This window comes from Leifsonia sp. NPDC077715, assembly GCF_040686855.1.
Lineage (GTDB): Bacteria > Actinomycetota > Actinomycetes > Actinomycetales > Microbacteriaceae > Leifsonia.
The window spans coordinates 816,087-833,425 of sequence record NZ_JBFBOG010000002.1 but is presented as its reverse complement, the minus strand read 5'-3'; the positions used below and the strand labels follow the sequence as shown (position 1 = coordinate 833,425).

Below are 17,339 nucleotides of genomic sequence, written 5' to 3'. Positions count from 1 at the left end.
GAAAGGGCCGGAACCGGAGATCCGGTCCCGACCCTGTCGGACGAGTTCGCGGAGCGAACTCAGATGGCGTTGACGTCCAGCGGGATGCCCGGGCCGAACGTGGTCGACACGGCGCCCTTCTGGATGTAGCGACCCTTCGCGGCGGACGGCTTGAGACGCACGACCTCCTCGAGAGCGGTCTTGATGTTGTCGTTCAGCTGCTCGGCGGTGAAGCCGGCCTTGCCCACGACGAAGTGCACGTTGGCGTGCTTGTCGACGCGGAACTCGATCTTTCCGCCCTTGATGTCCGAGACGGCCTTGGCCACATCCGGGGTGACGGTGCCGGTCTTCGGGTTCGGCATCAGGCCGCGCGGGCCGAGCACCTTGCCGAGGCGGCCGACCTGGCCCATGAGCTCCGGGGTGGAGACGGCCGAGTCGAAGTCGGTGTAACCGCCGGCGACCTTCTCGATCAGGTCGGCGCCGCCGACCTCGTCCGCACCCGCCGCGATGGCCGCCTCGGCCGCGGGACCGGTGGCGAACACGATGACGCGGGCGGTCTTGCCCGTACCGTGAGGAAGAATGACGGTACCGCGGACCATCTGGTCCGCCTTGCGGGGGTCGACGCCGAGCTTCAGCGCGACCTCGACGGTCGAGTTGAACTTCGCGGAGCCGGTCTCCTTCGCGAGGGCGACGGCCTCGCTGGGGGTGTAGAACTTTCCGGCCTCGATCTTCTCGGCCGCGGCCCGGTAGGCCTTGGACTTCTGTGCCATGTGATTTCTCCTAACGAGAATGTGGTGCGAGCCTGGCCGGCTCTTCCACGAGATGTCTTGAGGGGGTCGGGCTTACGCCTCGACCGTGATGCCCATCGAACGGGCGGTGCCTGCGATGATCTTCGACGCCGCGTCGATGTCGTTGGCGTTGAGGTCGACCATCTTCTGCTCGGCGATCTGGCGCACCTGCTCCTGGGTCAGCTTGCCGACCTTGGTGGTGTGCGGGACGCCGGAGCCCTTGGCGACGCCGGCCGCCTTCTTGATCAGCTCGGCCGCGGGCGGGGTCTTCAGGACGAACGTGAACGAGCGGTCCTCGTACACGGTGATCTCGACCGGGATGACGTTGCCGCGCTGCGACTCGGTGGCCGCGTTGTACGCCTTGCAGAACTCCATGATGTTCACGCCGTGCTGACCCAGGGCCGGGCCGATCGGCGGGGCCGGGTTGGCGGCGCCGGCGTTGATCTGAAGCTTGATCAGACCGGTGACCTTCTTCTTCGGTGCCATGTCTCTTCCTTCTTTGTGTATTCGAGCGCCTTCAGGCCGCAGCCCTGCACGCTCTCCCGGTTTCTCGGCCCTTCCGAGACCCGGTGTTCTCTAAAACAGTGGGGAGGCTCTGGATGTTCCCTAGAGCTTGGTGACCTGGTCGAAGCTGAGCTCGACCGGCGTCTCGCGCTCGAAGAGCGACACGAGCACGGTGAGCTTTCCGCTCTCCGGCTTGATCTCGCTGATCGAACCCGGCAGGCCCGCGAACGAGCCCTCCTTGATGGTGATGGTCTCGCCGATCTCGAAGTCGACCTCGGCGGGGATGACGCGCGCGGCGGCCTTCTGGCCCTTCGCGGCACCCTTGGCCGGAGCGGCCTCGACCTGCACCAGGCTCTTCAGCATCGAGAAGGCCTCCTCGAAGCGCAGCGGCGTCGGGTTGTGGGCGTTGCCCACGAAGCCGGTCACACCCGGGGTGTGACGGACGACCGACCAGCTGTCCTCGTTGAGGTCCATGCGCACGAGCACGTAGCCCGGGATGCGCACGCGGTTGACCATCTTGCGCTGGCCGTTCTTGATCTCGACCACGTCCTCCATGGGGACCTGCACCTCGAAGATGTAGTCCTCCATATTCATCGAGACCATGCGGTTCTCGATGTTGGACTTCACGCGGCGCTCGAAGCCCGCGTACGAGTGGATGACGTACCACTTGCCGATCTTGGAGCGCAGCTCGGTGCGGAAGGCCTCGTAGGGGTCGGCGACGGCCTCCTCCTCCTCGTCCTCGACGGCGAGCTGGGCGGCCGCGGCCTCCTCCTCGTCGTCGACCTCGAGCGCTTCGTCGACGGCGCGGTCGGCCTCGGGGTCGACGGCCTCCGCCATCGCGTCCAGCACCGCGTCGAGGTCGATCTCGGTGCCGTCGTCGGCGACGACGTGCAGCGCCTCGTGCTCGGCCGCGTCGGACGCCTCGTCCTCGCTCGCGAGGACGTTGCCGGTCTGCGCCTCGTCGTCTTCGGAGGACTGCTCCGCAGCAGGGGCCCAGTCCACGTCGTCGCGATTCGTCTCAGACACTGAATTCATTCCATTTCTTGTCGGGAGGAGCGGATGCGCTCCGTTCGACGTCGTCTACTTCGGGTTTCCGAAGACCCAGACGACACCCATGCCGAACACCCAGTCAAGGAGTGACACGAGGGCCATCATGATCACCACGAACACCAGTACCACGCCGGTGTAGCTGAAGAGCTCCTTGCGGGTCGGGGTGACGACCTTCTTGAGCTCTCCGATGACCTGCCGGATGAACAGGGCGATCCGAGCGAAGGGGTTGCGCCGCGCAGCGCGATCCTTCTTCGCGTTGGCGACGATCTCCTCGCTCGGCTCGTCGATTACCTTTCGGGCCACCTCGTTACACCTTTCGTGGATCGGCACCAGAGTGCCGACTTGCAGGGCGGACAGGAATCGAACCTGCAACCTGCGGTTTTGGAGACCGCTGCTCTGCCAATTGAGCTACCGCCCTAAGAAGCGAATCGCCGAACCTCACGTCGCACTCATTCGTCACAAAAAAGGGCGCAGAAAAGCTTGGCAGATTCAACCACCGCGTCAAGTGTACGTGACGCCGATGCCCGCCCGCAAAGCGGTCGGCCTAAAGGAGCTTCCGCTCCAGCGCCCAGGCCGTCAGCTCGTGCCGAGACGAGAGCTGGAGCTTGCGGAGCACCGCCGAGACGTGGCTCTCGACCGTCTTGATCGAGATGAACAGCTCGGCGGCGACCTCTTTGTAAGCGTACCCGCGTGCGATGAGTCGCATCACCTCCCGCTCCCGGGCGGACAGCCGGTCGAGCTCGTCCGTCGACTCGGCCTGCTCGCCCGCGGCGACGCCGAACGCGTCGAGGACGAATCCGGCCAGCTTCGGCGAGAAGACCGCATCCCCTCCCGCGACGGCCAGCACCGCGTCGCTCACCTGCCGGCCCGAACTGCCCTTCGTGAGATAGCCGCGGGCGCCGGCGCGGATGACGCCCACCACATCCTCGGCGGCATCGGACACGCTCAGGGCCAGGAAGCGGACGGACGGCGCCTCCTGCACGACGCGGCGGATGACCTCGGCTCCCCCGCCGCCGGCTCCCCCGGGCAGGTGCACGTCGAGCAGCACCACGACGGGACGGGTCTCGAGGATGGTGGCGACCGCCGCGTCCACATCGGCCGCCTCGCCGACCACCTCCAGCCGCTCGTCCAGGTCGGAGCGCAGGCCCGAGCGGAAGATGGAGTGGTCGTCGACGACCACCACGGTCACAGGGTTGGAGGTGTCGGTCTCGCTCATACGCTCTCGCTCGGGATGTCGATGCTCAGGTGGATCTCGGTGCCGGTCTCGCGCGCCGTCACGGTGGCGTGGCCGCCCGCGCGCCGCATCCGGCCGATGATCGATTCTCGGACGCCGAGGCGTCCCTCGGGAAGGGCGCTCACGTCGAATCCCGGACCGCGGTCGCGGATGAAGACGTCCGCGCGGTCGGCGGTGTGCTCGATGTAGACCGAGACCTCGCCGCCGGCGTGCCGCGCCGCGTTGAGCATCGCCTCGCGCGCCGCCGCTCCCAGCTCGGAGGGCGCGCGCCGCACCGGCTCGCCGACCGCGACCACGTCGAAGTGCACGGCGTGGTCGACCTCGAGGGCCGCCGCGACATCCCGGAGCTCGCCCGCCAGATCGCGCTCCTCCGCCTCGGCCGCCGCGGCGTCGGCGTAGAGCCAGTCGCGCAGCTCGCGCTCCTGCGCCCGCGCGATCCGGCCGACCTCGCTGGAGGCTCCCGCCCGGTTCTGGATGAGGGCCAGCGTCTGCAGCACCGAATCGTGCAGGTGGGCGGCCATTTCCGCCCGCTGCTCCTCCTTGATGCGCGCCGTCCGCTCCGCGATCAGCTCGCGCCACAGCCGCAGCCCCCACGGCGCGACGAGCACGGCCACCCCGGCGAGGGTGGTGATCAGGATGCCGAGCCACAGGATGCCGGGACCCCCGGCATCCTGGGTGAGGGCCAGCACGAGGGCCACGACGACCAGGAAGGCGCCGCACGCGATCCGGAAGACGGTCGGCGTGAGCGGCGCGAAGGCGGCGGGCTCCTCGTCGGTCAGCTGCTCCCAGGCCACGGCGACCACCAGGAGTGCGGCCGACGCGACCAGGGCCCCGAATCCCGGCCCCAGGGCTCCCCCACCGGCGAGCACGACGGCGGCGATCCCCGAGACCGCTCCGGCCCCGGCCAGCACCCACGGCACGTTGACGCGCCGGCGCACGCCCTCCGCCGGGTCGTCGCCGGACGGCGCACGCAGCGGCGTCAGCGCCCAGAACCAGAGATACAGCAGCACGCCTCCCCCGCCGAGGAGGGTCAGCCCGATGAACGCCCAGCGTACGGCTGCCACGGGCCAGCCCAGGTGGTCCGCCAGCGCCACCGAGACGCCGCCTATGACGCACGAGCGCGGACGCTCCAGCGCCGGACGCCGCAGGGGCGGCCGGGGGCCGGCGGATGCGCTGGTGGACATGCCGGTATCCAACCAGACCCACCCGCGCCCCGCACGGGGAACCGGCGCGGATCAGGGTGCGGTCAGGGCTTCCCCCGATACCGGCGCGGCCGGCGCGCCGCCAGGATGAGGAGCATGTCACAGAACGATCAGACCCGGCCGGTGGGGACGCCCGGCAACCCGTACGGCGGCCCGCAGTCCGGGTTCGCCGGCCGCGGCACCCGCTTCTTCGACTGGATGCGCGGGCTCGGCGTCGTGCGCGCCGACGGCTGGCTGGGCGGCGTGTGCGCCGGGATCGCCTACCGTCTCGGCATCGACCCGCTCATCGTCCGCGGCATCGTCGTGGTGGCGGGCATCCTCGGCGCGCCGGTGCTGCTCCTCTACGCGGCGGCATGGGCGCTCCTGCCCGACCGGGACGGCCGCATCCACCTGCAGAGCCTGTTCGAGGGCGACTTCGAGCCGCCGATCGTGGCCATCGGCGTCATGGTGCTGCTGTCGCTGCTGCCGTGGACGAGCGGGCTGTGGTGGACGCACGGCGCGTTCTGGGACGTCTCGGCCTGGGGTGACGTGGTCGGGCGAGTCGTCTGGACGCTCGTGGTGGTCGGCGCGGTGATCGCGCTGATCGTCGTGGGGGTGCGGCGCGCGGACGCGCGGGCGGCGGGGACGATGCCGGCGTACTCCACCCCCGCGCCGGCTTCTGCGCCCTCTCCGGCGGATGCCCCGACGGCCGCATCCGTGGCGCCGGACGCGGCCGCCTCCCCGTCCGCGCCGACGGTGCCGATGAGCGCGACGGTCGCGGAGCCGGATGCCGTGCAGCTGGACATCGCCGCGGAGCCGACCCCGCCTCCCGCGCCGCAGCAGGGTGCGACGACCGAGGAGGTCGCCGACTGGCAGCAGCGCCAGGCGCAGTGGCGGGCCGACCACGCCGCCTGGAAGGCGCGCCTGGCCGCCGACATGCGCGCCGTCAAGACGCAGCGCTCGGCCGAGCTCCGGTCGCAGGTCGCGGTCGCGACCGCCGAGGCCGCTGCGCGCCGTGAGGCGTACCGGGCCGCGAACCCGCGCGTCGGGGCGGCGGTCGGCTGGCTGACGGTCGGGCTCGCGCTCGTCGCCGGATCGCTCGTGGCGATCGTCTGGCCACAGCTCACCGACGTCGCCCGGTACACGACCGCGGCCGGGCTCGCCGCAGCGACCCTGGTCGTCGGCGTGGTCGTGCTCATCGCCGGCCTCGCCCGCCGACGAAGTGGGTTCCTCATCTTCCTCGGGATCCTGCTCGCGGTGCTGACCGGCGCCGCACTGTTCCTCGCAGGGGACGGCGTCGCCGGCCTGCGCCTCACCACCGAGGGCCTTCCCGTCCTCCTGCAGCAGTGAACGCCCGACGAGAAGGAGACCCGGACATGACCGAGCAGAGCACCACCGCACCCGTTCCCACGCCTCAGCCGCCCGCGGCCGTCGCCGCCCCGATCCGATGGGGCGGGGTGGTCTGGGGGATCCTGCTGACCGCCTTCGGGGTCGCGACGCTCTACATCGTGTCGTCCGCCGAACGAGCCGATCGGGTGGGGGTCTGGCTGGGCTCGCTCACACCGGGATCCGCCTGGGCGCTGGCCGCCGCCCTCCTGGGCCTGGTCATCGTCGTCTCGGCGCTGCTGGGCGGCATCCGGGCTGCGCAGCGACGGCGGGTGCGTCCGTAGGGCGAACCTCTCCACACCCGCGGCCGGGAATCCGTTCTCCACAGATTTCCGGCCGTTCGGCGTCGGCGTCGGGCGTCCCTGCGACGATGGCTTCATGACCACAGCGACCGATGCCCTCCTCCGACTCCGCGCCCTCGTCGGGCGTCCGGAGGCCGAGTTCCATGACGGGCAGTACGAGGCGATCTCCGCGCTCGTCGACGATCATCGGCGCACACTCGTCGTTCAGCGCACGGGATGGGGCAAGTCGGCGGTCTACTTCGTCGCAACGATGCTGCTGCGGGCGCGAGGGGCGGGTCCCACCATCCTCGTCTCGCCGCTCCTCGCCCTCATGCGCGATCAGGTGGCGGCGGCCGAGCGGGCCGGCGTCCGCGCGGTCACCATCAACTCCGCCAACCGGCACGAGTGGGACGACGTGGCCGCCCGCCTGCGCGACGACACGGTCGATGTGCTGCTCGTGTCGCCGGAACGGCTCAACAACCCCGAGTTCCGCGACACCCAGCTGCCTGCACTCGTGGAACGCTGCGGTCTGCTGGTGGTCGACGAGGCCCACTGCATCTCCGACTGGGGTCACGACTTCCGGCCCGACTACCGGCGCCTGCGCGACCTGATCGCTCTCCTCCCCGACGGGATCCCGGTGCTCGCGACCACGGCGACCGCCAATGAGCGCGTCGTCGCCGACGTGGTCGAGCAGCTGGGCACCGCGCGGGAGTCCGAGGTGCTGACCATCCGCGGACCGCTCGCCCGGCGCTCGCTGCGCCTCGGCGTCCTCCCGCTTCCCGATGCCACAGAGCGGCTGGCCTGGCTCGCCGGGCACCTCGCCGACCTACCCGGTAGCGGGATCGTCTACACGCTCACGGTCTCGGCCGCGGAGGACACCGCGCGGGTGCTCCGTCGCGCCGGGCACGAGGCGCACGCCTACACCGGCCAGACCGACACCGCCGAGCGGGAAGAGCTCGAGGGCCGGCTCAAGCGCAACGAGGTGAAGGCCCTGGTCGCGACGAGCGCACTCGGCATGGGGTTCGACAAGCCGGACCTCGGCTTCGTCGTGCACCTCGGCGCGCCGTCCTCGCCGGTCGCGTACTACCAGCAGGTCGGGCGCGCCGGGCGCGCGACCGACAATGCGGACGTGCTCCTGCTGCCCGGCCCGGAGGACCGCGCCATCTGGCAGTACTTCGCCACGGCGTCCATGCCGTCGCGCGAGAAGGCGGCGGCGGTGCTCGACGCCCTCAGCGCCGAGCCGCAGTCCACGCGCGTGCTGGAGAGCAAGGTCGACCTGCGCGCGTCCACGCTCGAACTGCTGCTGAAGGTGCTCGACGTGGATGGCGCGGTCCGACGGGTGAGCGGCGGCTGGGTCGCCACGGGTGCACCGTGGGAGTACGACGAGGAGCGCTACGAGCGCATCGCCGCCGCCCGCGAGGCGGAGCAGCGCTCGATGCTCCAATATGAGGCGACGTCGGCCTGCCGCATGGAGTTCCTGCAGCGGGCGCTCGACGACCCGGCGGCCGGACCCTGCGGCCGATGCGACAACTGCGCCGGCGTGTGGTTCCCGGCGGACGTCGACGCGGACGCCGCCGGCCAGGTTGGCACCCTGCTCGACAAGGTGGGCGTCGAGATCGAACCCCGCAAGCTCTGGCCGACCGGCGCCGACCGCCTCGGCGTGCCGGTCAAAGGCAAGCTCCGCCCCGAGCAGCTGCTTCAGCCCGGCCGCGCCCTTGCACGCCTGACGGACCTCGGCTGGGGCGGCCGGCTCCGCGATCTCCTCGCCGACGACGCCCCCGATCAGCCGGTGCCGCAGCCCCTCCTCGACGCCTGCGTCCGTGTCCTGGCCGACTGGGACTGGGATGCGCGCCCCGCCGCGATCGCCGCGATGCCGTCACGCCGCCGACCGCAGTTCGTGGAGTCCCTGGCCCGCGGCCTGGCGACCGTCGGCCGCCTCCCCTTCGCCGGAACGCTCACCTGGCGCGGAGGGCCGCCGTCCGGCGCCCCCGGCGGCAACAGCGCCTTCCGCCTGGCCGCGGTCTGGGACCACTTCTCGGCCGACGGCCTGCAGCTGCCGCCCGGCGCCCCCGTCCTCCTCGTGGACGACCTTGTGGACAGCCGCTGGACGATCACGGTCGCCGGCCAGGAACTCCTGCGCGCCGGTGCCTCCGCAGTGCTCCCGTTCGCTGCGGCGCTGCGGAGCTGAGGGAGGGGGTGCCCTGACGATCTGCCGGTGGATGTGTCCGAGCCCGGCGATCTGACCGCGCGGACCCGGTCAGACCGCGCGCAGCCGGTCAGACCGGGTCGCGGATACCTCGGGCGCGGCCGCAGGTCAGATGAAGTCGCCCCCGCCGAAGTCGCCTCCGCCGAAGTCTCCGCCTCCGAAGTCGCCTCCGCCGAAACCGCCCCAGCCTCCATCGCCGCCACCGGAATCACCCCAGCCGCCACCGGTGTCGCCACCCCAGCCGCCGGCGTCGCCGCCACCGCCGTCCCAGCCGGCCGCCTCCGTCGAGCCGCCGTCACCCGCGCCGCCGTCGCCACCGGAACCGTCACCGCCGGAGCCGTCACCGCCGGACCCGTCGCCGTTCTGGTCGTTGTTGTCGCCGGCGTTCTGGTTGTCGCCGTTCTGTCCGTCGGCTCCCTGGCCGGCCTGGTTGTCGAACGGGGACGGCAGGAAAGCGCTGACGAGGGCCGAGCCGATCACGTAGCCGGCCACGCTGCCGAGGAGCGAGCTGGCGAACATGCCGCCGAACCCCATCCCGCCGCCGTAGCCGCCGCCATAACCGCCGCGGGGGCCGCCGCCGAGCGCGCGCTCGAGCGTCCCCGGCTGACGCAGCTCGGAGCGGGTCGCGGACTGCGCCAGCGAGCGCGGGTCGTCGCCGCGCGGCTGCTCGCCGGCGGGTGCGTTCTCGCTGAGCTGCTGGAACACCAGACGGCGCTGGTCCGGCGTGAGCTTGGCGAACGCCTCCTCGTGGACCTGCTCGATCGTCTCGGGCGGAGCCGTGCGCAGGAGGTAGCGGTAGCGTTCGACCGCGATCTCGTCCTCGCTCCGCGCCTGCCCTGCGGGAGCACCCTGGGGCTGACCTCCTCGGGGCTGACCGCCCGGCGCCGGATAACCGGCATACTGCTGCTGCGAGCCCTCCGGACGCGGTTCCTCGCGTCCGAGCAGGCGGTCCAGGAATCCCATGACTTCCCCTTCGATCGGGTCCGGCGCGAGCGCGCCGCGATGGACTCAGCCTAGGGAGCCCGCCGTGAGAATACTCTCAGAGTTCGACGGACGTCAGCCCTGTGGGCGCCGCGAAATCACCGTCAGATCGACAGGCCCACGAGCACGGGCTCCGGCTGCAGAACCACGCCGAACTCGGCCTGCACCCGGGCCTGGATGAAGTCGGCCAGCTGCACCACATCCGCCGCCGTTCCACCGCCGCGGTTGACGATCGCGAGCGTGTGCTTCGACGAGATGCCCGCGCCCGATCCGGGCAGGGCGAATCCGCGGCGGATCCCGGCGTGCTCGATGAGCCACGCAGCGCTGAGCTTGACGGTGTACTCGCCGGCGGCGAGCGCCGGAACATCGAGCGGGTGCACGCCGCCGGGCGGCAGCGCGATCACCGCGTCCGGCTCGACCGGCTCCTGGGGCCAGCGCGGGGCGTCCGTCGGCAGCGACCGGGCGAAGCCCTCCGACACGATCGGGTTGGTGAAGAACGAGCCCGAGCTCACCGAGTCCGGGTCGGCCGGGTCGAGGACCATGCCCTTCGACGACCGCAGGCCGAGCACGGCGCGGCGGAGCTCGGCGACCGGGACGCGCGACCCGAGCGGCACACCGAGGGCATCCGCCAGCTGCGCGTATGCGATCGGCGCGCTCAAGGGCGCACCCACGGCTCCGGGGACGCTGTTGTCGGAGAGCTCGAGGTCCACGGACAGCACGACGCCGCGCCGTCCCCGCTTCAGCACGGAGGTCCGATAGCCGAGCCCGAGTTCCGCGCGGTTCAGGAAGACGACCTCGCCCGTCGCGTCGTCCAGGAACTCGACGCCCACCAGCGACGACTCGATCTCCTGCCCGTACGCACCGATGTTCTGCACCGGCGCCGCGCCGGTCGACCCGGGGATGCCGGAAAGCGCCTCGATGCCCGACCAGCCGTTGCTCACGGTCAGCGCGACGAGCTCGTCCCACGGCTCCCCCGCCTGAACCCGGATGCGGACGCGCCCCTCCGGCGCGGGCAGCCGCTCGACGCCGCGGGTGCGGATGTGGATGACCGTCCCCTCGAACCCGTCGTCGCTCGCGACGGTGTTGGACCCGCCGCCCAGCAGGAGCCAGTCCTCGCCCGAGGCGCGGGCGTCGAGGACCGCCGCGATCAGCGCGTCGCGATCGTCGGCGGCGACGTACTCGTCCGGCACGCCTCCGACGCGGATGGTCGTCAGGTCGGCGAGAGCGGGGGTGGCGTCGGTCATGCGAACCGGACGCGGACCTGCGCCTTACCGAGCACCGTCTCCCCGCCGAACGTCGTCGTCAGGTCGATGCGGGCGATCCGTGCCTCGGCATCCAGCTGGCCGACCTTCGCGCTGACGGTGACGGTCGCGCCCTCGGAGGGGTCGACCACGACCGGACGCGTGAAGCGCACCTGGTAGTCGACGACGAGCGCAGGGTCGCCGGCCCACTCGACGACCGGCTGCACGGCGAGACCCATGGTGAGCATCCCGTGCGCGATCACGCCGGGGAGGCCGACCGACGTCGCGATGTCGTCGCGGTAGTGGATCGGGTTGAAGTCGCCGGACGCGCCCGCGTAGCGGACGAGCGAGTCACGGGTCACGTCGAACGTGCGCTCGGCGACGACGTCGCCGACGGTCAGCGCGTCGAAGTCGGGGGTCTCTGGGGCGCCGGGGGCCTCGAAGTACGCCATCACTCGTCTCCTCGCACGACCAGGGTGGAGATCGCGGTCGCGACGTGGGCGCCGTCCGCATCCACGATCGTGGACTCGGCGGTCACCATCGAGTGCGCGCCGAGCGACTTGACCGACGTGACACGCAGCGTGGCGGTCAGCTCGTCGCCGGCGAACACCGGGCGGCTGAACGAGAACCGCTGGTCGCCGTGGACGACACGGCTGAAGTCGATGCCGGCGTCCGGCTCTGCGAGCAGCTGCGCGAGCGTCGACTCCTGCACCACCACCGGGAAGGTGGGCGGCGCCACCAGGTCGCGGTGGCCGGCGGCGCGCGCGGCGTCGAGGTCGTAGCTGACCGGGTCGGTGGCGAAGACGGCCCGCGCGAACTCGCGCACCTTCTCGCGTCCGACCAGGTACGGCCGGGTCGGCGGGAACTCCCGCCCCTGCAGCTCTGGATTCACTGGCACCCGACGATTCTACCGACCGGCCGAAACAAGCGGCCGGGAAGACAGAAGACCCCGGAGGCCAGGTGGCCTCCGGGGTCTTCGTGCTCGGTGCTAGCGCCTTACTGGCAGCTGTCGCACTGCAGCAGGTCCATGGGGTCGACGGGAACCGAGTAGCCGCCAACGCTGTCGTTTTCGTAGTCCATGATGGCCTCCCCTGAGAAGTCGGTGATCCGCGGTTCCCGCGGTGTTCACCCACTATATAACCCGAATGACACGATTGTCATTCCACTACATGTAGTGTTTTCGAGATTTTTTCTCCGTGTCCCCAAGACTAGGGTCAACCACCGACATCGCTACCCGGAGAAGCCCGCCAACGCGTCGTTCGCCAGCGCTGTCCGCAGCCGCGCCGTCGCCGCGGGGTCGACCTTCACGATCGACTGCCCGTCGGCCGAGGTCCCGGTCCCCGCGGTCGGGATGGTGAAGGTGTGGATGCTCGACATGCCGGAGACCTTCATGCTCGCCGCCAGCCCGATCATGGCCTGCAGGTTGAAGCCCTGGTCCACCTTCACGGACCATCCCGCGGCGGAGGCGAACGCGGTTAGTTTTCCGGGATCGGTGAGCACCGAGAGGTTCAGCAGCTTCGCGCCGAAGGCGCGCATCAGCGCCTGCTGGTCGGCGACACGCTGATAGTCGGCAGTCGCGAAGGCGTAGCGCTCGCGCGCGAACGCGAGGGCCTGGTCGCCGTCGAGGTGATTCATCCCCTTCACGAACGTGTAGTGGGGCGACTTGACGGTGGTGAAGCCGACGGGGCTGTCCACATCCACTCCGCCCAGGGCGTTCGTCATCGCCTTCAGGCCGCCGAAGTCGACGATGGCGACATGGTCGATGCGGGCGCCGAGCAGCTGCTCGACCGTCTGGACCACGAGCGGAGTGCCACCCCACGCGAGAGCGGCGTTGATCTTCGCGGATCCGTTGCCCGGGATGGGCACCCAGAGGTCCCGCATGATCGACATGATGTAGACGTTGCGCCGGTCGGCGTCGATGTGGACGAGCATCATCGTGTCCGCCCGCTGGTCGGTCACGCCTTCCGCGCCGATCCCCGTCGGCGCGCCGCGGGAGTCCGATCCGAGCAGCAGGATGTTCATCGCGCCGGTCTGCGACACCGCGGGGCGCGTCGCGTCGGCGGGGAACGCCTTCTGCAGGTGCGACACGTGCGAGTCGAAGGTCGACGCCACCGAGCCGGCGTAGATCGCGCCGCCGCCCACGGCGGTGACGACGACTGCGGCGAGCACGACGACGAAGACGGCCAGCGCGACGAACCACCGCGAATGGCGGCGGCGCGGCGCGTCCGGGCGGTCCGAGTGATGAATGGCGAAGGAGACCACGATCCCCGCCCCCTTTCGCGTCCGGTCGGGGACGCATCGTCAGAGCAGTCGAATGAGCAATGCTCATTTCCCTGCACGATACGTCGCGAATCTGGGTTTGTCCCCTTTTTTGCGGACAGGTTTGTACCCCAGTTAGAGGCACACTCACCACCTTGCGTCTGGAGGTGGATTGAATTCCTATAGGAAATAGCAATAAGCTCGACCGCGGTACGCGACCGAAAGGACCCTCGATGCGATTCATGCGCCTCGGCGACGTCGGCGCCGAGATCCCCGCCGTCGGAGACGGCACCACGACCTGGGATCTCCGCCCGCTGACCAGCGACATCGACGGCGCGTTCCTCGCCTCCGACGGGCTCGACCGCGCCGAGGCGGCTGCGTCCGCGGGAGAGCTGCCCGAGCTGGACACCGCGGGCCTCCGCATCGGCGCCCCGATCGCCCGGCCGCAGGCGGTCATCTGCATCGGGATGAACTACGCGGCGCACGCGCGCGAGTCCGGCTCCGAGCCGCCCACCGACATCGTCGTGTTCTACAAGCACCCGAACACGGTCGCGGGTCCGGAGGACGACATCCTGCTGCCGCCCGGGTCCACCACCACCGACTGGGAGGTGGAGCTCGCAGCGGTGATCGGCACGCGCGCCCGCTACCTGGAGTCTCCGGAGCAGGCCCTGGAGCACATCGCCGGGTTCGCGGTGGCGAACGACGTCTCGGAGCGCGAGTACCAGCTGCAGCGCTCGCTCGGGCAGTGGAGCAAGGGCAAGAGCTTCGAGACCTTCAATCCGCTGGGCCCGTGGCTGGTCCCGGCCGCCGAGGTGGGCGACGGGTCGGGACTGGGCATCCGGTCCCGGGTCAACGGCGAGCCCCGGCAGGACTCCTCCACGAGCGACCTCATCTTCTCCGTCGCCGAGATCGTGTACCGGCTCAGCCGTTTCACCGTGCTGGAGCCGGGCGACCTGATCAACACCGGGACCCCGGAGGGCGTCGGCCTGTCCGGGCGCTTCCCGTACGTCGCGGCGGGCGACGTGGTCGAGGTCGAGATCGACGGCCTCGGCGCGCAGCGCTCCACGGTACGCCCCGCACTCTGACCACTCACGCAACGCAAGGGAGACAAGGATGTCGCACTTCGATGGGCTCGTCGCCGCCGTCACGGGCGGCGCATCGGGCCTCGGCAAGGCGATCGCGGACGAGCTCGCCGCGCAGGGCGCGCGCGTGTTCGCCCTCGACCTCGCCCCGGACGCCGTGGCGGCGCCGCACACCGGAATCCGCTGCGACATCGGCGACGACGCGAGCGTGCGGGACGCGATCGCGTCCGTCGTGGAGCAGGCCGGCCGCCTCGACATCGTGATCGCGAACGCGGGCATCGGCGCGCAGGGCGACATCGAGGCGAACGACGACGACGAGTGGATGCGCGTGCTCAACGTGAACGTCATCGGCTCGGCGCGTACGGTCCGGCACGCGATGCCGCACCTGCGGGAGTCGCCCGCGCCCGCGGTGGTGCTCACCAGCTCCATCGTCGCCTGGGCGGGGCTGCCGCAGCGGGTGCTGTACGCGGCGTCGAAGGGCGCGATCTCGGCGATGACGCTCGCCATCGCCGCCGACTGCCTCCCACTCGGGATCCGCGTGAACGCGGTCGCGCCCGGAACCGCGGACACGCCGTGGGTGGGCCGGCTGCTCGACTCGGCGGCCGACCCGGACGCGGAGCGCGCCGCCCTCGAGGCTCGCCAGCCGAGCGGGCGCCTCGTTCGGCCCGAGGAGGTGGCCGAGGCAGTCGCGTATCTGGCGTCGCCCACCTCCGGGTCGAGCAACGGCGTCATCCTGCCGGTCGACGGCGGGATGTACTCGCTGCGGCCGCGGAGGTAAGACGTTCTCATGGTTGACCGTCAAATGCCGCCCCCGGCCGAGCTGCTGGAGTTGATGCAGTTCAAGAAGCCGGAGCTGAATCTGAAGAAGCGGCGGTTGGAGTCGGCGCTGACGATCGAGGACCTGGCGCGGATCGCCAGGCGGCGGACTCCGAAGGCGGCGTTCGACTACACCGAAGGGGCCGCGGAGGGCGAGTTGTCACTCGCGCGGGCGAGGCAGGCGTTCCAGGATGTGGAGTTCCACCCGTCGATCCTGCATGACGTGTCGACCGTGGATACGTCGTGTGAGATCTGGGGTGGTCCATCTTCGTTGCCGTTCGGGATCGCCCCGACCGGGTTCACGAGGTTGATGCAGACCGAAGGGGAGACCGCGGGTGCCGGTGCGGCTGGGGCGGCTGGCATCCCGTTCACCCTGTCCACGCTGGGGACGACCTCGATCGAGGGGGTGAAGGCGGCGAACCCGCACGGGCGGAACTGGTTCCAGCTGTATGTGATGCGGCAGAAGGAGATCTCCTACGGCTTGGTCGAACGGGCGGCGGCTGCGGGGTTCGACACCCTGTTCTTCACCGTGGACACCCCGGTCGCCGGGGCACGGTTGCGGGATAAGAAGAACGGGTTCTCCATCCCACCCCAGCTCACGTTGGGAACGATCGTGAACGCGATCCCGCGCCCGTGGTGGTGGTACGACTTCCTCACCACCCCCAAGCTGGAGTTCGCGTCCCTCTCTGCGACCGGCGGGACCGTCGGGGACCTGCTGAACGCGGCGATGGATCCGTCGATCGACTATGACGATCTCGCCGAGATCCGCGCCCTCTGGCCCGGGAAACTGGTCATCAAAGGGGTGCAGAACCTCGACGATGCGAAGAAGCTGACCGACCTCGGGGTGGATGGGATCGTGCTGTCGAACCACGGCGGCCGGCAACTGGATCGGGCGCCGATCCCGTTCCACCTGCTCCCCGAGGTGGCGCGAGAGGTCGGCCAGCACACCGAGATCGCGATCGACACCGGCATCATGAACGGCGCCGACATCATCGCCGCCTACGCCCTCGGCGCCAAGTTCACCCTCATCGGCCGCGCCTACCTCTACGGCCTCATGGCCGGCGGACGGGAAGGTGTCGACCGCACCATCCAGATCCTCACCGACCAGATCACCCGCACCATGAAACTCCTCCAGGTGCGCACCCTCGCCGAACTCGGCCCGCACCACGTCACCCAACTCACCCGCCTGCAGCCCCTCCGCCGCAGCACCGCCACCGAGCCCGCGGAGCATGCCGGTGCCTAGCCATTCGTGCCGAATCGACGCTATTCGTCACGAATAGCGCACATTCAGCAGGAATCCCGCGGGAGCGGGGCGAGGGGCCGCGAAGCGCAGCGTCGGAGATCGGGCGCCCAAACTCCGACGGGAGGCGGTCGTGCCGGACTTTCGGGCGCCGGGCGCCTGAATCTCCTGCTCAGGGGAGGCGGTAGGCGCGAGCGGCGGCGCCCCCGAAGACGTCGTCGCGCTCGGCAGGGGTGAGGGCCGCGACGAGGTCGCGGGCGACCGCGATCGTGTCGTCGTACGGGGCGGCGAGGGTCGAGACGGGCCAGTCGCCGCCGTACAGCATCCGGGAGGGACCGAAGGCGGCGAGCGCGCGGTCGACGTACGGGCTCAGCTCCGCCGCGGTAGCACGGCCGGACGGCCCGAGCGTCGTGAGGCCGGACAGCTTCACGAAGACGTTCGGTCGGCGGCCGAGCTCGTCGATCAGGCGAGCCCACTCCCCCGGCTCCGAACCCACCGGCGGCGTACCGAGATGGTCCACGACGAGGCGGAGGTCCGGCTGCTCGTCGGCGAGCGCGAGCGCGTGCTCGAGGTGGCGCGGCAGCACGCCGATCACGTCGAAGGCGAGCCCGCGGGAGGCGAGCACGGCGAGCGAACGGTGGACGGCGTCCTGCGTCAGCCAGTCCGGATCCGCCTCGTCGTGGATGAGGTGCCGGATTCCGACCAGCGGCCCTTCGGCCGCCGAGCGGTCCAGCGCGCCCGCGACCGCGTCCGGTTGCAGGAGGTCGATCCAGCCCACCACGCCGGCCACCCGCGGCTGCGCGGCGGCCACGGCGAGCATGGCCGCGGTGTCATCCGCGGTATCCGCCGCCTGCACCAGCACCACGCGGTCGACGCCGGCGGCGGCGAGCTGCGGCTCGACCTCGGCGAACGCGAACGTGCGGTTGATCGGCGCGACCGCGTCGGACAGCCAGGAGTACGTGCCGTGCCCCAGATCCCACAGGTGGAGGTGCGCGTCGATCGTGGCCACCTGGTCCCCCTTCGTCGTCGAACGCATGCGGGCGGCGTTGTACCCGCGAGGCCCTTTCCATATCCTATAGCCAATAGCATCCCTTTCCCGCTCGAACGAAAC

The 17,339-nt window shown here is 70.8% G+C and carries 18 protein-coding genes and 1 tRNA gene; 6 read left to right on the top strand and 13 right to left on the bottom strand.

Annotated features, from left to right (window positions below; genetic code table 11):
- Positions 1–59: 59 nt before the first annotated feature.
- The 7 genes from rplA to AB0P25_RS11055 all read right to left on the bottom strand — a co-directional run bounded on the left by rplA (position 60) and on the right by AB0P25_RS11055 (position 4,739).
- Complete coding sequence (gene rplA / locus AB0P25_RS11085; RefSeq protein WP_064110976.1) at positions 60–749, bottom strand: 50S ribosomal protein L1; 690 nt, start codon at positions 747–749, stop codon at positions 60–62.
- Positions 750–821: 72 nt separating this feature from the next.
- Positions 822–1,253 carry a 50S ribosomal protein L11 gene (gene rplK / locus AB0P25_RS11080; protein ID WP_064110975.1) on the bottom strand — a complete coding sequence of 144 codons (432 nt, stop codon included), beginning with the start codon at positions 1,251–1,253 and terminating at the stop codon, positions 822–824.
- A gap of 120 nt (positions 1,254–1,373) precedes the next feature.
- Positions 1,374–2,297, bottom strand: coding sequence for a transcription termination/antitermination protein NusG (gene nusG / locus AB0P25_RS11075; protein WP_064110974.1), 924 nt, complete (start codon positions 2,295–2,297; stop codon positions 1,374–1,376).
- A 54-nt stretch (positions 2,298–2,351) separates the two neighbouring features.
- The gene (secE, locus tag AB0P25_RS11070) at positions 2,352–2,624 is read right to left on the bottom strand and encodes a preprotein translocase subunit SecE (protein ID WP_018189749.1); all 273 of its coding nucleotides are present in this window, start codon (positions 2,622–2,624) and stop codon (positions 2,352–2,354) included.
- 42 nt (positions 2,625–2,666) lie between these two features.
- A tRNA-Trp gene (locus AB0P25_RS11065) sits at positions 2,667–2,739 on the bottom strand.
- A 126-nt stretch (positions 2,740–2,865) separates the two neighbouring features.
- Positions 2,866–3,537, bottom strand: coding sequence for a response regulator transcription factor (locus tag AB0P25_RS11060; RefSeq protein ID WP_363807336.1), 672 nt, complete (start codon positions 3,535–3,537; stop codon positions 2,866–2,868).
- Positions 3,534–4,739 carry a PspC domain-containing protein gene (locus AB0P25_RS11055; RefSeq protein WP_363807335.1) on the bottom strand — a complete coding sequence of 402 codons (1,206 nt, stop codon included), beginning with the start codon at positions 4,737–4,739 and terminating at the stop codon, positions 3,534–3,536. Before AB0P25_RS11055 ends, AB0P25_RS11060 begins: the two co-directional genes overlap by 4 nt.
- Positions 4,740–4,853: 114 nt before the next feature.
- On the opposite strand from AB0P25_RS11055, the gene AB0P25_RS11050 reads away from it, so the two are divergent.
- The 3 genes from AB0P25_RS11050 (at position 4,854) to AB0P25_RS11040 (ending at position 8,591) form a co-directional block, all read left to right on the top strand.
- Entirely contained in the window at positions 4,854–6,086 is a 1,233-nt protein-coding gene (locus tag AB0P25_RS11050) for a PspC domain-containing protein (RefSeq protein WP_363807334.1), read from the top strand.
- Positions 6,087–6,112: 26 nt separating this feature from the next.
- The gene (locus AB0P25_RS11045) at positions 6,113–6,406 is read left to right on the top strand and encodes a hypothetical protein (RefSeq protein ID WP_363807333.1); all 294 of its coding nucleotides are present in this window, start codon (positions 6,113–6,115) and stop codon (positions 6,404–6,406) included.
- A 94-nt stretch (positions 6,407–6,500) separates the two neighbouring features.
- Complete coding sequence (locus AB0P25_RS11040; protein ID WP_363807332.1) at positions 6,501–8,591, top strand: RecQ family ATP-dependent DNA helicase; 2,091 nt, start codon at positions 6,501–6,503, stop codon at positions 8,589–8,591.
- Between the two features lie 126 nt (positions 8,592–8,717).
- Here AB0P25_RS11040 and AB0P25_RS11035 read toward each other — a convergent pair whose 3' ends face one another.
- The 5 genes from AB0P25_RS11035 to AB0P25_RS11015 all read right to left on the bottom strand — a co-directional run bounded on the left by AB0P25_RS11035 (position 8,718) and on the right by AB0P25_RS11015 (position 13,093).
- Complete coding sequence (locus AB0P25_RS11035; protein WP_363807331.1) at positions 8,718–9,572, bottom strand: hypothetical protein; 855 nt, start codon at positions 9,570–9,572, stop codon at positions 8,718–8,720.
- 122 nt (positions 9,573–9,694) lie between these two features.
- On the bottom strand, positions 9,695–10,834 hold the full coding sequence (locus AB0P25_RS11030; protein WP_363807330.1) for a UDP-N-acetylmuramate dehydrogenase: 1,140 nt from the start codon (positions 10,832–10,834) through the stop codon (positions 9,695–9,697).
- Complete coding sequence (locus AB0P25_RS11025; protein ID WP_363807329.1) at positions 10,831–11,283, bottom strand: MaoC family dehydratase; 453 nt, start codon at positions 11,281–11,283, stop codon at positions 10,831–10,833. Before AB0P25_RS11025 ends, AB0P25_RS11030 begins: the two co-directional genes overlap by 4 nt.
- Positions 11,283–11,729, bottom strand: a complete 447-nt coding sequence (locus AB0P25_RS11020; protein ID WP_363807328.1) for a MaoC family dehydratase N-terminal domain-containing protein — start codon at positions 11,727–11,729, stop codon at positions 11,283–11,285. Before AB0P25_RS11020 ends, AB0P25_RS11025 begins: the two co-directional genes overlap by 1 nt.
- A gap of 332 nt (positions 11,730–12,061) precedes the next feature.
- A complete protein-coding gene (locus AB0P25_RS11015) occupies positions 12,062–13,093 on the bottom strand; it encodes an LCP family protein (protein ID WP_363807327.1) in 1,032 nt (343 codons plus the stop codon).
- Positions 13,094–13,323: 230 nt separating this feature from the next.
- On the opposite strand from AB0P25_RS11015, the gene AB0P25_RS11010 reads away from it, so the two are divergent.
- From AB0P25_RS11010 to AB0P25_RS11000, 3 genes are read left to right on the top strand one after another with little or no spacing between them, the layout of a single operon-like run.
- On the top strand, positions 13,324–14,175 hold the full coding sequence (locus AB0P25_RS11010; RefSeq protein ID WP_363807326.1) for a fumarylacetoacetate hydrolase family protein: 852 nt from the start codon (positions 13,324–13,326) through the stop codon (positions 14,173–14,175).
- A gap of 28 nt (positions 14,176–14,203) precedes the next feature.
- Complete coding sequence (locus tag AB0P25_RS11005; protein WP_363807325.1) at positions 14,204–14,950, top strand: SDR family oxidoreductase; 747 nt, start codon at positions 14,204–14,206, stop codon at positions 14,948–14,950.
- Positions 14,951–14,959: 9 nt separating this feature from the next.
- Positions 14,960–16,231 (top strand): alpha-hydroxy acid oxidase, encoded by a 1,272-nt coding sequence (locus AB0P25_RS11000; RefSeq protein ID WP_363807323.1) that lies wholly within the window; start codon positions 14,960–14,962, stop codon positions 16,229–16,231.
- A 169-nt stretch (positions 16,232–16,400) separates the two neighbouring features.
- Here the strand turns inward: AB0P25_RS11000 and AB0P25_RS10995 are convergent, their stop codons facing one another.
- Positions 16,401–17,237, bottom strand: a complete 837-nt coding sequence (locus tag AB0P25_RS10995; protein ID WP_363807322.1) for an amidohydrolase family protein — start codon at positions 17,235–17,237, stop codon at positions 16,401–16,403.
- Positions 17,238–17,339 lie beyond the last annotated feature (102 nt).

Bases quoted from the DNA above. Each gene is read 5' to 3' on its own strand.
- rplA (WP_064110976.1), bottom strand. From the start codon at position 749: ATGGCACAGAAGTCCAAGGCCTACCGGGCCGCGGCCGAGAAGATCGAG.
- rplK (WP_064110975.1), bottom strand. From the start codon at position 1,253: ATGGCACCGAAGAAGAAGGTCACCGGTCTGATCAAGCTTCAGATCAAC.
- AB0P25_RS11060 (WP_363807336.1), bottom strand. From the start codon at position 3,537: ATGAGCGAGACCGACACCTCCAACCCTGTGACCGTGGTGGTCGTCGAC.
- AB0P25_RS11055 (WP_363807335.1), bottom strand. From the start codon at position 4,739: ATGTCCACCAGCGCATCCGCCGGCCCCCGGCCGCCCCTGCGGCGTCCG.
- AB0P25_RS11050 (WP_363807334.1), top strand. From the start codon at position 4,854: ATGTCACAGAACGATCAGACCCGGCCGGTGGGGACGCCCGGCAACCCG.
- AB0P25_RS11045 (WP_363807333.1), top strand. From the start codon at position 6,113: ATGACCGAGCAGAGCACCACCGCACCCGTTCCCACGCCTCAGCCGCCC.
- AB0P25_RS11040 (WP_363807332.1), top strand. From the start codon at position 6,501: ATGACCACAGCGACCGATGCCCTCCTCCGACTCCGCGCCCTCGTCGGG.
- AB0P25_RS11035 (WP_363807331.1), bottom strand. From the start codon at position 9,572: ATGGGATTCCTGGACCGCCTGCTCGGACGCGAGGAACCGCGTCCGGAG.
- AB0P25_RS11030 (WP_363807330.1), bottom strand. From the start codon at position 10,834: ATGACCGACGCCACCCCCGCTCTCGCCGACCTGACGACCATCCGCGTC.
- AB0P25_RS11025 (WP_363807329.1), bottom strand. From the start codon at position 11,283: ATGGCGTACTTCGAGGCCCCCGGCGCCCCAGAGACCCCCGACTTCGAC.
- AB0P25_RS11010 (WP_363807326.1), top strand. From the start codon at position 13,324: ATGCGATTCATGCGCCTCGGCGACGTCGGCGCCGAGATCCCCGCCGTC.
- AB0P25_RS11005 (WP_363807325.1), top strand. From the start codon at position 14,204: ATGTCGCACTTCGATGGGCTCGTCGCCGCCGTCACGGGCGGCGCATCG.
- AB0P25_RS11000 (WP_363807323.1), top strand. From the start codon at position 14,960: ATGGTTGACCGTCAAATGCCGCCCCCGGCCGAGCTGCTGGAGTTGATG.